At 69.6% G+C, this 13042-nt stretch carries 15 protein-coding genes; 3 read left to right on the top strand and 12 right to left on the bottom strand.

The window, feature by feature from the left end:
• The 3 genes from AB1609_05530 to AB1609_05520 all read right to left on the bottom strand — a co-directional run.
• A partial coding sequence (locus tag AB1609_05530) for a hypothetical protein (GenBank protein MEW6045928.1) occupies positions 1–533 on the bottom strand: 533 nt, incomplete at its 3' end.
• On the bottom strand, positions 530–1510 hold the full coding sequence (locus tag AB1609_05525; protein MEW6045927.1) for an ABC transporter ATP-binding protein: 981 nt from the start codon (positions 1508–1510) through the stop codon (positions 530–532). The genes AB1609_05530 and AB1609_05525, both read right to left, overlap by 4 nt.
• Before the next feature lie 15 nt (positions 1511–1525).
• The gene (locus tag AB1609_05520; protein ID MEW6045926.1) at positions 1526–2749 is read right to left on the bottom strand and encodes a M28 family peptidase; all 1224 of its coding nucleotides are present in this window, start codon (positions 2747–2749) and stop codon (positions 1526–1528) included.
• Positions 2750–2971: 222 nt separating this feature from the next.
• Here AB1609_05520 and moaA point away from each other — a divergent pair, with 222 nt between their 5' ends.
• Positions 2972–3967 (top strand): GTP 3',8-cyclase MoaA, encoded by a 996-nt coding sequence (gene moaA / locus AB1609_05515; protein MEW6045925.1) that lies wholly within the window; start codon positions 2972–2974, stop codon positions 3965–3967.
• A gap of 33 nt (positions 3968–4000) precedes the next feature.
• On the opposite strand, the gene AB1609_05510 is transcribed toward moaA, so the two are convergent.
• The 6 genes from AB1609_05510 to AB1609_05485 form a co-directional block, all read right to left on the bottom strand.
• On the bottom strand, positions 4001–4915 hold the full coding sequence (locus AB1609_05510; GenBank protein MEW6045924.1) for a patatin-like phospholipase family protein: 915 nt from the start codon (positions 4913–4915) through the stop codon (positions 4001–4003).
• Positions 4916–4975: 60 nt separating this feature from the next.
• The gene (locus AB1609_05505) at positions 4976–5299 is read right to left on the bottom strand and encodes an SCP2 sterol-binding domain-containing protein (GenBank protein MEW6045923.1); all 324 of its coding nucleotides are present in this window, start codon (positions 5297–5299) and stop codon (positions 4976–4978) included.
• Positions 5300–5440: 141 nt separating this feature from the next.
• Positions 5441–6067: a DUF1256 domain-containing protein gene (locus AB1609_05500; GenBank protein ID MEW6045922.1), complete on the bottom strand. Its 627-nt coding sequence runs from the start codon at positions 6065–6067 to the stop codon at positions 5441–5443.
• Between the two features lie 67 nt (positions 6068–6134).
• Positions 6135–6725: an inosine/xanthosine triphosphatase gene (locus AB1609_05495; GenBank protein ID MEW6045921.1), complete on the bottom strand. Its 591-nt coding sequence runs from the start codon at positions 6723–6725 to the stop codon at positions 6135–6137.
• Positions 6712–7644, bottom strand: coding sequence for a transglutaminase-like domain-containing protein (locus tag AB1609_05490; protein MEW6045920.1), 933 nt, complete (start codon positions 7642–7644; stop codon positions 6712–6714). Before AB1609_05490 ends, AB1609_05495 begins: the two co-directional genes overlap by 14 nt.
• Before the next feature lie 31 nt (positions 7645–7675).
• Positions 7676–8413, bottom strand: coding sequence for an HAD family hydrolase (locus AB1609_05485; protein MEW6045919.1), 738 nt, complete (start codon positions 8411–8413; stop codon positions 7676–7678).
• Positions 8414–8580: 167 nt separating this feature from the next.
• Between AB1609_05485 and AB1609_05480 the strand changes: the two genes are divergently transcribed.
• Complete coding sequence (locus tag AB1609_05480; GenBank protein MEW6045918.1) at positions 8581–8901, top strand: hypothetical protein; 321 nt, start codon at positions 8581–8583, stop codon at positions 8899–8901.
• Positions 8898–9197, top strand: coding sequence for a hypothetical protein (locus tag AB1609_05475; protein MEW6045917.1), 300 nt, complete (start codon positions 8898–8900; stop codon positions 9195–9197). The genes AB1609_05480 and AB1609_05475 overlap by 4 nt, the downstream gene beginning before the upstream one ends.
• Here the strand turns inward: AB1609_05475 and AB1609_05470 are convergent.
• From AB1609_05470 to AB1609_05460, 3 genes are all read right to left on the bottom strand, one after another.
• The gene (locus AB1609_05470; protein MEW6045916.1) at positions 9194–11224 is read right to left on the bottom strand and encodes an acetoacetate--CoA ligase; all 2031 of its coding nucleotides are present in this window, start codon (positions 11222–11224) and stop codon (positions 9194–9196) included. The genes AB1609_05475 and AB1609_05470 overlap by 4 nt on opposite strands.
• A 27-nt stretch (positions 11225–11251) precedes the next feature.
• Positions 11252–12589 carry a TIGR00366 family protein gene (locus AB1609_05465; GenBank protein ID MEW6045915.1) on the bottom strand — a complete coding sequence of 446 codons (1338 nt, stop codon included), beginning with the start codon at positions 12587–12589 and terminating at the stop codon, positions 11252–11254.
• Positions 12590–12739: 150 nt separating this feature from the next.
• Positions 12740–13042 (bottom strand): NAD-dependent epimerase (locus tag AB1609_05460; protein ID MEW6045914.1); only part of this gene is annotated, 303 nt, incomplete at its 5' end.

Raw genomic sequence — 13042 nt, 5'->3', positions numbered from 1 at the left:
GTCTCGGCCGCCTGCCACACGTCCGGGTGAAAGGCGCCCAGAAGCCAGCTCGTCAGGGCCGTTACGGCGGTTCCCGCCACCAGCCCCACCACCACGCCGATGGCGGCCATGACCCCGATCAGCCCCAGCTTGGCCCCAACCACCACGGGCCGCCGCCGGCCCCTGCCCAACAGGCGCTGCACCGTCCCCCACCCAAACTCGCCCGCCACCACCGAGGCGGCCGCGATGGTCATGAGCACGAAGCCGGGGAAGTAGAGGACGCCCGTCACGCCGCCGTAGGCCGACGGGAGCACCAGGTTGGCCCGCAACGCCACCGCCAGCATCTCGTGACGCATGGCCTGCGCCTGCCGTTCTTCCCCGGTGGCCTCCTGCACCTCGATGCGGGCGTAGCGCCGCACGTCCTGGTACGCCTGGTACGATACCCCTGCGGTGAGCGCCAGGAACAGCACCGATAGAAGCAGCATCACCCACAGCAGCCTGAGCCGGCGGGCCTTAAACATCTCGAACCGGACCGCCATCAGGACCTCGCTCACGCCCGCGCCCCGCCCTCCGGCACGACGCCCGCCGCCACTTCCATGAAGTATTGCTCCAGGGTGCTCCGCACCGGTACCATCTCGCTGACCCACAACCCATGCTCGGCCAGCATCCGGGTGAGTTCGGCACCCCGGTCGGGCGACGCCTCAACCCAGACGCTGTCGCCCTGCAGCCGCACCTGAGGCTGCCACGGTAAGGAACGGATGCACTCCGCCGCCCGGCGCACCAGCACCCCGTCCTGCGAGGCCTGCCCGTTCAGCCATGGATCGGCGCTCACCCGCAGCCGCAGGCCCCGGGTGCGCAGGAGTTCCTGCACGGGGCCTTGCGCCACCAACCGTCCCTTGACGATGACGCCCACCTCGTCGCACACCTGCTCCACCTCGTAGAGCAGGTGGCTCGAGAGGAAGATGGTGAGCCCGCGGCGCCCGAGCTGCCGGATGAGCTCCCGGATCTCCTGGATGCCCAGCGGGTCGAGCCCGTTGGTGGGTTCGTCCAGGATGATGAGTTCGGGGTTGCCAAGCAGCGCCAGCGCAATCGCCAGGCGCTGGCGCATGCCGAGCGAGTAAGAGTGGTAGCGGTGGTGCGCCCGGGAGAGGAGCCCGACGCGGTCCAGCGCTTCGTCGATCTCCCGGTTGGTGACGCTGCGCCGGGTCGAGCCCAGCACCTTGAGATTGTCCCGGCCCGACAGGTAGGGGTAGAACGCGGGCGCCTGCACCAGCGCCCCCACCCTGGCCAGCGCATCCGGATAGCGGCGGCTGCCCCACGGCGTGCCCAGCACCTCGACCCTGCCCCGGGTGGGGCGAATCAGGCCGAGGGCTATGGCGATGGCCGTGGTCTTGCCGGAACCGTTAGGCCCTACGAACCCGTAGACCCCGCCGGCCGGCACCCGCAGATCCACCGATTCCAGCGCCCGGACAGCGCCGTAGTACTTGGTGAGCCCCTCAGTGCGGATCGCCCATGGGCCTTCCGTACCCAACGCCAGTCGCACCCCTCACCCGCCGACCCGAGACAGCGCGGGCGAACGCAGGTCGCAGGCCAGCATCTCGACGAAGGCGCCCACGGTGCCGCAGACGTCCTCCAGGTGCTGGCGGTGCACGTGCTGGATCATATCAGAAAACCAGTGGTAGTTGGGGATGTTGCCCCCTTCGTCGAGGCCGATGAAGGTAAGGACTTCGTGGCGGTGCATCGCCGCCGGACCCGCGTCCGTGCTGAGAAGGAGCATGCGGCTCCAGAGGCTCAGCTGGCCGCCGGCCGCCAGGCGTTCGGCGGTGCGGCGCATGCGGCGGCCGCACGGGATCGGCAGCAGCATCCCCTCGTTGAGCAGTGCCCGCAGCCTGCCGCCGCCAACGTTGTCGATGTTCACGATATAGGAGGGCTCCTGTGCCCCGGGCGTGCGAAGGTAAGCCCACATGCCGCGGGTGCCGGCCTCCTCCGCCCCCGTGAAGAGAAAGCGCAGCCGGACGCCCTCGGGAGGATGCGCCGCCCAGCGTTCGGCCAGGGCCAGGGCGACGGCCGTCCCGGAACCGTTGTCGTTGGCCCCGTTGACCGGGCGGCCGAACAGCCCCGCCAGCGCCAGGAACCCCATGAGCACGGCCACGAGCGTAAGCCCGACCCACGCACCCCACCGCCACGGCTCCCACGCTGGCGCCCACCAGCCGGCCAGAGCGCCGGCCAGGAGGCTGGCGAGGGTCAGGCCCAGCGCCCCGTACGCGGCTTTGAAAAACAGGGGCAGCACCGGGCGAAACCAGGGCGCAAAGAGCCAGCTTGCCCGCTGCGTGTCGTAATGGGCGGTGACGACAACGGTGGGCGTGCCTTGCTCCGGCTGCTGCGCCATGTCACGCCGGGCGGGCAGCGGCTCGGCGATGACGTTTTGGCTAGGGCGGCGGGGGAGGATCAGGTCGAAGGCGGGCCGCGAAAGGCTGGCCTCCTGCACCAGGAGCGCCGCTGCGGCCAGCGACACCGCGGCCGCCAGCGTCCTTGCCCAGGGGCTGCCGGCCCAGAGCGCGCCCAGGGTGACCGACGCGATCACCAAGCTGACAAGCGGCGGCCCGGCGTAGAGCGTGGCCGCCGGCGCCAGGAAGGGCTGGATCTCCACCCGGTAGCCCAGCCGCCCCAGGGTCGACCCGATCCACTGAGCCGCCTCACGTTCGTAAGCGCTGGTCGAACCCCTGTGCGGCCAGCGGGTTATCTGGGTGAGGTATTCCCAGGCGCTCATGCCCGCCTCCCCGTGAAACTCCCCTCTTCCAGGATTCCCGACAAGGAAGAATTCGCCAACCTCGTGCAAGCGCCTGCGTGGGAAGTCCACGTCATTTTTCGAAAGAACGACGGCACGGGCAGGGCCGGCGGAGGGTGGAGCCGGCTTGCGCTTGCCGCCGGCGCTTCACCGTGTTAACCTTTTCTTGCCGTTGCAGCGCCAGGGCGGCGGGGGGCACCTTCCTTGGAACTCATCGACCAGTTCGGCCGCACGGTTCGAAAGCTCCGGATATCGGTCACCGATCGCTGCAACTTCCGGTGCGTTTACTGCATGCCGGCCGGACAGATTGAGTGGCTGCCCCGCGCCGAGCTGCTCACATACGAGGAGATCGCCCGCCTGGCCCGGATCATGGTCGGGATGGGCGTCGAAAAGGTACGCCTGACCGGCGGCGAGCCCCTCGCACGGCGCGACCTCGACCGGCTGGTGGCGCTGCTCGCCCGCATCGAGGGGCTCCGCTCCATCAGCATGACCACAAACGGTTACTGGCTGCCCCAGATGGCCCGCCGGTTGCGGGAAGCCGGCCTCGGGAGCGTCAACATCAGCCTGGACACCCTGCGTCGCGAGCGGTTCGTCGAGCTCACCCGGCGCGACTACTTCAGCCGCGTCCTGGAAGGCATCGAGGCCGCCCGTGAGGCCGGGTTGGGCCCGATCAAGATCAATGCCGTGCTGATGCGGGGCATCAACGACGACGAAGTCGGCGACTTCGCCCGATGGGCAGCCGAGATGGGGTTCGAGGTACGGTTCATCGAGTTCATGCCGCTTGACGGCGACCGGCGCTGGAACCGGGATCGGGTCGTGACGGCCGGCGAAATCCTGGAGCGCCTTCAGCAGCAACTCGGCCCCGTGGAGCCGCTCAACAACGACGCGTGCGACCCGGCGCGGCTGTACCGTGTCCGGACAGGCTCCGGACGGGAGGCCACCGTCGGCATCATCCCCACGGTCTCCAGGCCGTTCTGCCAGCACTGCGACCGCATCCGCCTGACCGCAGACGGCCACGTCCGCAACTGCCTGTTTGCCGTGGAGGAGCAGGACCTCAAGCCGCTGCTGCGGGGCGGCGCCGACGACCGGACGCTGGCGGGTGCCATAGCGAAGGCGGTCTGGGTCAAGTGGAAGGGGCACCTCATCAACCTGCCCGGGTTTGAGCGCCCCCAGCGGGCGATGTATGCGATCGGGGGATGAAACCCGGACCCCCGGCAGGCGCCAGGCCCGCCGTCAGGCGAGGCGTTCCCGTGAGGCGAGGGCCTCCTTGACGGCCTGGACGGTCTCGCGGCCCGCCCTCAAGCCCGCTTCAATGGCCTGACGGGCCCGCCCGAAGTCCAGGGTATCCACCGGCACCGGAAACTGCGGGCGAATCACCACGTCCGCCTGCCGCAGGATCATTTCGGTGTGCTGCCGTGACGCGATGGCCGCCGCCCGGATGAGGGCCTCGAGGCCGCTCTTGACGGTCGCGACCGGCTCATTGATGCTCACGTCGACCGCCACCACGACGTCGGCCCCAAGCTCGCGAGCCGCCAGCACGGGCACCAGTTCCACGAACCCCCCGTCCACCAGCAGCCGCCCGCCGAGGCGGACCGGCGGGAAGACCAGGGGAAGGGCAGCGCTCGCCATGGCTGCCAGGGCGGCATTGCCACGGGTCAGCAGGACCCGCTCGCCGCGTTCGAGGTCGGTCGCAACCACCCCGACCCGGACAGGGGCATCCTCGAGGTCGAGCCCCCGGGTCAGGTCGTTTAGAATCGGCATCACGTCAAGGAGCGGCGCACCCCAGCCGCGCAGGTTGGCGGTGACGATGCGTTCGGTCATCAAAAGGCGCCGGACGCGATTCATGAGGCTCTCTTTCTCCCCAGGGTAGCGCGGCGGGATCGGCGTGGGCAGGAGCGGAGGGCCTTGTTCGAGCCGGGTGATGATGCCGCTCTTTTCGGGGTCGCCGAGCGCGAACGCCACCGCCACGATGGCGCCCATACTCGTCCCGGCAAGGACGTCGACGGGAATGCCGGCGCGGATGAACGTTCGCACTACGCCCACGTGGGCGAAGCCGCGCGCCCCTCCGCCCCCCAGCGCCAGCCCGAGGCGCGGGCGGTGCCCGGCAGTGAGCGGCTCAGGGCGATCCCCTGACGCAGGATGCGACATCAGCATGGCTCAGGACGCGAAGCGGGCCGTTGGCCTGCCAGGGAAGGGGCCGGGCCGCGCTCAGGAAAGCAGCGGCTGCAGCCGCATGGCGAGCCCCATGTCGCCCTGGATGCGCAGCCTGCCGCTCATGTAGGCCGCGACGGGGCCAAGCCGGCCGGCGGACATCTCCTGGAAGTCGGCGACGCTCATCTCGATGGTCACGTTGGCGTTGGGGACGGGGCCGTCCTTGAGTTCGGCCTTGCCCTGGCTGATGACGACGGCCCAGCTGCCGCCGCCGTCGCCGGTGAGCACGAACTGGATCGCGGCGTCCTTGATGCCAGTCCGCTCCGGTTGGTCGTTCATGCGCTGAACCAGGCTCTTGAGGAATTCGGCCGCTGTGGCCATGGCCTAGAGAGCCCCCCTGCCGGTGGTGGATGGTCAGGGACACTGGCTTTGTTCGCCGGGAGGCGGCCCGCCTCCTCCGGCCGGCGGCCCGCAAGGCAGGGAGGTCCGCCCGGCGCGCAAACCGTCACCATGGGCTCGGGCTCAAACCAGGTGGCCGGTGCGGTAGAAAAAACGCAGAATTCCGTCAATGATGGCGTCGCACGCTGAGGCGAAGCGGCGGTTGTGTTCGGAGGGCGAACCCACCACGGGGCCCAGCACCCCCACAAGGCCCACGTGGGCCGGGAGCGCCGCAATGTCGGTTCCCAGGGTCGCGGTGCGGGGCACCTGGTGCTCGTCGAGGGCTGTCGGGAATCCCGGACGCCTCAACCGGGCTGCGCCGAGCGCCTGGCGGGCCGCCAGGAAGTCCTCGTCGGGTTCGACGGAAGCCGACCAGGCGATGACGTGGCCGTCCTCCTCGGCCTCGCCGGTGGTTCCGTCGACGACGATGACGAAAGAGCTGGGGAATTCCTGCGTGATGTGGAAGAAGACCGTGTCCAGGTTGTGCCGCGCGACCGGCTGGCCGGCCTGCCCGAAGACGTAGGGGTGGACCTTGGCCAGTTCGGCCGCGACGGTGGGGCCGACGGTGCTGGGGCGGTCGAGGGACAGGCCCATCCCGACGACCACCACCGGCTGACGCCGTCCGGTCTTGTGGTACGCATACTCCAGCAGTCTGGCCAGCCGGAAGTCCGCCGTCCAGTGGCTGGAATCCACCGTACCCAACCAGGGCATCGGCCGTCCAGCCCCCCTCGTCCCAGGGTATCAGCCCCGCCCCACCTGTGTCCAGGGCCGGGGCAGCTCACAGCAGGTACAGGTCAGGGAAGAGGCGGGGCACCAGGGCAGCCGTCACAGCAACGGCGACAAGCTGGCGCCGGGTGATCAGCCCCCGGGTGAGGTGGCCCACGGCGCCGGGATCGATGCGGGAACCGGTGACGCCGAAGTACTCGTCCACCACGTCGGCAAGCTCCCGGCCCGCCCTGGCCGCCCGAACCATCATCTCGGGCAGCATCAGGCGCAGGCCCTCGCCCGTTGAGATCGCCCCCCGGCGATCGGCCACGGCGGCGACCGTGACGAGCCAGCCGCGCCCCTGCTCGTCCAGGTGGATGCCGCCCTCGACCCCGATGCCCCACTTCGCGCCGGGCACCGCTTCGAGGGCCAGGCGCGCTCGCGCCTCCGCTCCTTCTTGCGTCTCTTGCAGGGAAAGAGGTTGAGGGCGAACCCCGCTGTCCACTCCGACGGACTGGACGCGACTTTTGCGGAACAGGCGGCGAAGGACGTCTTCGATGGGTTCGACCTTGGCGGGGTTTGTGGAACCCACCGCCACCAGCTCGGGGCCGGGCGCCACTGCCGGCCCGTACCCGGCCGCCCGGCCGGAGCTAATCGGCGTCATCTCCCTGAGGGGCCGTCCCGCTCTCCGACCCCTTCGACGCCGCAGCCGGGGCCGACTTGCTGCGGGAGGCCCGGCTGAAGGCTTTCAGCAGCTCCTCGAGCCGCTGCGCCGCCACCGTCTGCGACGTGAGGGCGTAGACCCGCATCAGGTGGGCCAGCATCCGCTCCACGAGCTCGCGGTCCGGCACCGGCTCCAGCATGCTCTCTTCAAACTGGTGGCCGCTTTCCCGGGCGAACGCCACCAGATCGTGGCGCGACAGCACCCGGCCTCCCCGGGTGGGGTCCACCCAGAACGGCACCGGCCCCGGCACGCCCACCACCACGTGGCCCGGTAGTGAGACGGCGTACGCATCAAAACCGGCCCGCCGGCCCACCACCAGGTACAGCGCGGTGAGCGAGAGCCCGACGCCGCTTCTGCGGTCGAGCACCTGGTTGATGCAGACGTTGTCGGGGTCGTAGTAATGTGCCTCGTTGCTCTTGAAGCCGAGTTCGTGGAAGAGATAACGGTTCACGGCGGCCGCCGCCTCGGCGGGGGTCATACGTCCAACCCGGCGGCGAACCAGTTCCTCTCCCATCTCCCGCAGGCGCTGCCGGTAGGAGGGTTCGTCCAGGTCGGGGTAGCGGGCTCGGGCGACGACGAACAGCCCTTCCTCCAGGTCGAACCTCCCCCGGGCCTGGCGCGCCAGGTGCGCTGCGCGCTCCTTCAGGGTCAGGAAGCGCACCTCATCCAGCAAAAGGCGAGCGCGGCCTCTCACGACGGGATCCGACTCCCCGCTCGCCGCGGCGTGCAACCACGGCAGCGCGTCGGGCCCCGCCTCCAGGAGCCGGGTGCGAGCCACCCTCACCGTGCGCTCGTCGCTGTCGCCCAGCAGTTTTACCAGGGCCTGTAGCTCGGACGCCGAAAGCTGCCTGCGGGCCACCGGCCGCTCGCCTGCCTCCCCTTTCACCTTATCAATCCGGCCGCACCGGTGCCAGTGCGCCGAGCCATCCGACGAAATCCGCCAGCCGGCCCTTGCCGTCTGGCTCCACGCCGCTTTGACCTCGGTCGATGCCCATGTCGGTGACCCAGTACGTGCGCATTCCGAGTTTCGCCGCCACCATATCTTCGTCCCGGTCGTTTCCCACCATGAGGCACTCTTCGGGCCTCACGCCCAAGCGGTCCGAGATTTCCCGGAAATACTCGAGGTTGGGCTTGCAGGCGTGCATGTTGTCCAGGGTCGTCACGAGTTCGAAGGACACGTCCCCCAGTCCTGCCCACTCCAGCCGCTGGCGCACGGCCGTCTCGGGAAAGACAGGGTTGGTGGCGATGATCACCCGCATACCCATTTCACGGACCGCATCCACGGTGGAGCGAGCCAGGGGGGTGGCCGGCGCATGGCGGCGCAGCATGCCGAAGCGTTCCGCGTAGAACCGGTCAAAGCGGGGGTACAGCCGCTCCCGCAGGGCCGGTTCGTCCGGAAGGAAAAAGCGCCGGAACTTTTCAGCGTTGGTCAGCTCGACACTCCGATCGTGGATCAGCATCTCGGTGGCCTTCCAGATCTCCCGGGCGAGACGCTGTGGCTCTATCAGGTCCCCGGCATATTCCCCCAGCGCCCGGAAGTAAAGGGGTAGGAACTCGTCCATGTCGATCCCGTTCAACGTGCCGTCGAGGTCGAACAGTACTGTGGTCACCGGCTGCGAGCGGCTCATCTTACAGCATCTCACCCCACATTGTGCCGGGGCGTCCTGCCACCTCGCCCACACTCGCAGGCCCGTCCCGGTTGCCACCCCTATGCTAGCCCGCGGCCAGCAGGCGATCAACGAAGCCCTGGTGGAACTTACCTGTGGCGCGGGCCAGGGGGGCGCCCCGCGCACCCATGCTCGCGAGAGGGGCGAGAAGAGCCGTGGTCGATCCCGTCGCCGTCATCGGACTTGTCATCGTGCTGACGGAACTCGTCAAACAACTCGCCACCCGGCTCGGCGTTAGCGCCGCGTCCATCAAGCAGGTGGTGGTGCCCATCTCCGTGCTGGTGCTGAGCGCCATGCTGAACGCGCTCAACGCCTACCTTTTCGCCGGGCCGGCCGTCGGGGAGCCGCCCGAGGGGGCCGTCCGGGATGCCATCGTGCAGGGCATCCAGTACGGTGCCATGGCCAGCGGCATCTACGGGCTCGGAAAGGCGGCCCTGGGCCGCTCGTGAGAGGCCGCCGCCTGCTGGCGGCCGCCCTTCCCTACGCAGCCGCCGCAGCCGGAGCGGCTCTCGTCGTCCGGGCGCTGCACACCGTGGCCCTGACCACCGCCGGCGGAGCCTGGGTCTACGGGATCCTCGACCTGCCCTACGCCCTGGCGCACACGGCCGGGGCATGGCTCGGACGGGCCGCGAGGTGGGCCGGTGGGGCGGCCGGCACGGCCCTGGCGGGTGGCGTGGCCGCCCTCGCGGCAGCCTCAGCCGCCCTGCTGGCACTCGCGGCGGCCCGCCGCAAATCCGGCCGCTAGCCCGCCCGGGCAAAGCGCCCCGCCAGCTCCGTGAAGAAGCGCAGGGAGCCCGGATTGATCATGGCGTCCGGGCTTACCGCCTTCTCCGGCGGCACGCCGGAGAGGATCCGCTTGACGGGCACCTCCAGCTTCTTGCCGTTGAGGGTTCGGGGAACCTCGGCGATGGCGTAAATCTCGTCGGGCACGTGCCGCGGCGATAGCTCCGACCGCAGGCGCTGCCGGATCCGCTGCTTCAGCGTCTCATCGAGCGCTGCCCCGGGCCTGAGCACCACGAAGAGGAGCAACTGCCCTTCCCGGCAGAGCTGCCCGGTGTCGACCACCAGGCTGTCGAGCACTTCGGGGAGCTCCTCAACCACCCGGTAGAACTCGCTGGTGCCCATCCGGACGCCGCCCCGGTTGAGCGTCGAATCGGAGCGGCCGTAAATGACGCAGCTTCCCCGCGGCGTGATCTTGATCCAGTCGCCGTGCCGCCAGACACCGGGGTACATCTCGAAGTAGGTGGCGCGGTAACGCTCCATGCCGGGCCCGTCGTTCCACAAAAACAGCGGCATGGACGGCATCGGCTCGGTGATGACGAGCTCGCCCACCTCGCCGACCAGCGGGTGCCCGGCCTCGTCGAAGGCTTCGACCTTCGCCCCCAGCATCCGGCACTGGATCTCGCCGGCGTGAACGGGCAGCAGCGGGCTCGACCCGACGAACGCCGTGCACAGGTCGGTACCGCCGCTCACCGAGCCCAGCAACAGGTCCTGCTTCACGTGCCGGTAGACCCACGCGAACCCCTCCGGCGAAAGCGGCGCCCCCGTGGAGCCGACGCCTCGCAGGCTGCTGAGGTCGAACTCCCGCCCCGGTTCGATTCCGGCCTTCATGCAGGCCTGGATGTACGGGGCGCTGGTGCCGAAGTACGTCATCCGGGTCTCCTGGGCGAAACGCCACAGCGCCCTCATGTCGGGGTGCGCGGGGCTGCCGTCGTACAGCAACACCGTCATCCCGAGGAGCAGCCCGCTGATGAGGAAGTTCCACATCATCCAGCCCGTGGTGGTGAACCAGAAGAACCGGTCCGCCTCGGCGAGGTCGAGGTGCAGCGCGATCGCCTTCAGGTGCTCCAGAAGAATGCCGCCATGGCCCTGCACGATGGCCTTGGGAAGCCCCGTCGTGCCCGAGGAGTACAGCACCCATAGGGGGTGGTCGAACGGCACCGGCTCGAACGTGAGCGGCTCGGCCGCCCCACCTGCGCCCGGAGCCGGCGCCATTTCATCCCACAGGTGGGCGTCGCGCAGGGACAGCGTGCCCGGCCGGCGGTCCAGGTACGGGATGACCACCGTGGCCTGCAGCGTCGAAAGCTCGCGCTGGATCTCGGCCACCGCCGAAAGGCGCGGGTACGGCTTGCCGTTGTAACGGTAGCCGTCCACGGCGAACAGCACCTTCGGCTCGATCTGCTGGAAGCGGTCCACCACGCTGCGACTTCCGAACTCGGGCGCGCAGCTCGACCAGATGGCGCCAATGCTCGCCGTGGCCAGAAACGCCACCAGCGTCTGCGGGATGTTGGGGGCATACGCCACCACCCGGTCGCCCCGCCGCACGCCCAGCCTCCGCAGCCCCGCCGCCACCGCCGCCACCTGGCGCGCGAGCTCGGCGTACGTCAGAGTGGCCAGCGGCCCGCTCTCCGACCAGGCCACGACGGCCGGGTGGCCGTCACGGCGGCGCAGGGCATGTTCGGCGTAGTTGAGCACAGCCCCCTCAAACCAGCGGGCGCCCGGCATGCGGCGTTGGGCGAGCACGCGCCGGTACGGGGCGTGCGATCTCACCTCGAAGAACTCCCAGATGGACGACCAGAACCCCTCGAGGTCGGTCACCGACCAGCGCCAGAGCTCGTCGTAGGAGTTGAACGAAAGGCCGCGCCGCTCCCGCAGCCACCGTACGTAGCGGGCCATGGTGCTGCCCGCCTTCTGGGCTTGGGAAGGTTGCCAGAGCAGCGTGCCCTCGGCCACGGCCGCCGCCGGTTGCCCTGCAAGCCCCCCGTGTTCCATGCTCCACGGTGCCCCCCTGCACCCATCCTACGGCAGGAAGACGATGGCGAGCGCCATCACCACGAACACGACCAGCATCACCGCCGTCGTATAGCCCATCACCTCTCCGGCCCGCAGGCGGGTGATGCCGAGCAGCGGCAGTGCCCAAAACGGCTGGATCATGTTCGTCAGTTCGTCGCCGAACGCCACGCCCATGATGGTCTTACCCACATCGACGTTGAGCGCCCTGGCGGCCTCGACCATGACCGGCCCCTGCACGGCCCACTGCCCGCCGCCCGAGGGGACCGCCAGGTTGACCAGGGCGGCGCTCACCAGCGTCCAGAACGGATAGGTGAGCGGCGTGGAGATGGCCACGAACCAGCGGGCGATGACCTGCACCAGGCCGGAGTTGGTCATGATGCCCATGATGCCGGCGTAGAACGGGAACTGCAGGATGACGCCGCTCGACGCCCGCGCCCCGTCCACCACCGCCCGGGCGTAGTTGATGGGCGTCCCGTGGAGCAGCAGCCCCACGACCAGGAAGATGAAGTTGACCAGGTTGATGTCGAGCGCAAAGATGCCCCGGGTGGCGAAGACGTTGACGAGGTAGACGATCCCGGCTGCGCCCATCACCCACACCAGCACCCGGCTGTTCTCGAGCCGCGTCGCCAGCGTCGCCTCCTGCGGGTCGGCAGCGGCGGCAGCAACCTCGGAGGCCGCAGCCACCGGCTGCATCTCGACGACCCGTTCGCCCCTGGGGTGCATGCTCATCAGGAGAAGCGGCGCCAGCACCAGGACCGCCAGCGCCACAACCAGGTTGAACGGCCGGAAGATGGTCTCCGTCAGAGGAACGATCCCGATCTGCTGCTGCAGGAAGTGACCCTGGGTGTTGACCAACAGCGGCGCCGAACCTGACAACCCGCCGTGCCAGATGAGAAGCCCCAGGTACCCGGCCGCCGCGGCCAGGGGGTAGTGCACCCGGATGCCGCGGCGCTTGCCGGCGGCCGCCACCTCCCGGGCCATGAGCGCCCCGGCGATGAGGCCGAGCCCCCAGTTGATCCACCCCAGGAGGGCGGCAACGAGGGTGACGAGGCCGATGGCCCCGGGACCCGACCGGGGCCGGTTGGCAAGCCACCCAAGAGCCCGCTGCATGACCGGGGCGCTTGCCATGGCGTACCCGGTCACCAGCACCAGGGTCATCTGCATGGCGAAGGCGAGGAGGTTCCAGAAGCCCGCGTACCAGTCCACGATGAGCTGATAGGCGCCATGAGGAGTGAAGATGAGGCCGAGCACGTACACCAGCAGGGTCAGCAGGATCGCGAAGATGAACGGATCCGGCATGTAGCGGCGACCCAGTTCGGTCAGGACTTCCCCTACTCGCTGCAAGCGGCACCCCTCCCTTGTAAAGTTGCAGCCGTTGGCAAGGCGATGCTACCCGGCACACGAGCCCCCGGGCAGGGGAGGCGATCGCTAATCGGTTTCGTGACTATTCGCCGGAAATCCTTGTGGGACCGTCGGAGAGGCCGCGGGCGCGGGTTATCCGGAGCGGAGCGCGCCCTTCGACCACCGGCGAACGGCGCGCTCCACCATGGCCGGGAACGGGCTGACCGAGTAACCGAGTTCGGCCAGCGCCCGGGCGGATGTGTAGTACATCTCCCGGCCCAGCAACCTCACGTGATCCCGGGTGAGCGGCGGCGGCCGGCGCGTGACGATGGCAGCTCCTTCCATTGCCCAGGCCGCCGCCCGCACGAGCGGCCGGGGAGCGCGGCGGGACGGGGGGCGCACGCCGGCAGCCCGCGCCAGCGCCTCGATCATCTCGCGAAACGTCACATTGTGGCC

The organism is Bacillota bacterium, from assembly GCA_040754675.1.
Taxonomy (GTDB): Bacteria; Bacillota; Limnochordia; order Limnochordales; family Geochordaceae; genus Geochorda.
This window is presented reverse-complemented; position numbering and strand designations above follow the sequence as displayed.

Coding starts and splice junctions, on each gene's coding strand:
- AB1609_05520 (MEW6045926.1), bottom strand. CDS start 2,749: ATGAGCGCCTGGGAATACCTCACCCAGATAACCCGCTGGCCGCACAGG.
- AB1609_05510 (MEW6045924.1), bottom strand. CDS start 4,915: ATGTCGCATCCTGCGTCAGGGGATCGCCCTGAGCCGCTCACTGCCGGG.
- AB1609_05505 (MEW6045923.1), bottom strand. CDS start 5,299: ATGGCCACAGCGGCCGAATTCCTCAAGAGCCTGGTTCAGCGCATGAAC.
- AB1609_05500 (MEW6045922.1), bottom strand. CDS start 6,067: ATGCCCTGGTTGGGTACGGTGGATTCCAGCCACTGGACGGCGGACTTC.
- AB1609_05495 (MEW6045921.1), bottom strand. CDS start 6,725: ATGACGCCGATTAGCTCCGGCCGGGCGGCCGGGTACGGGCCGGCAGTG.
- AB1609_05485 (MEW6045919.1), bottom strand. CDS start 8,413: ATGAGCCGCTCGCAGCCGGTGACCACAGTACTGTTCGACCTCGACGGC.
- AB1609_05480 (MEW6045918.1), top strand. CDS start 8,581: ATGCTCGCGAGAGGGGCGAGAAGAGCCGTGGTCGATCCCGTCGCCGTC.
- AB1609_05470 (MEW6045916.1), bottom strand. CDS start 11,224: ATGGAACACGGGGGGCTTGCAGGGCAACCGGCGGCGGCCGTGGCCGAG.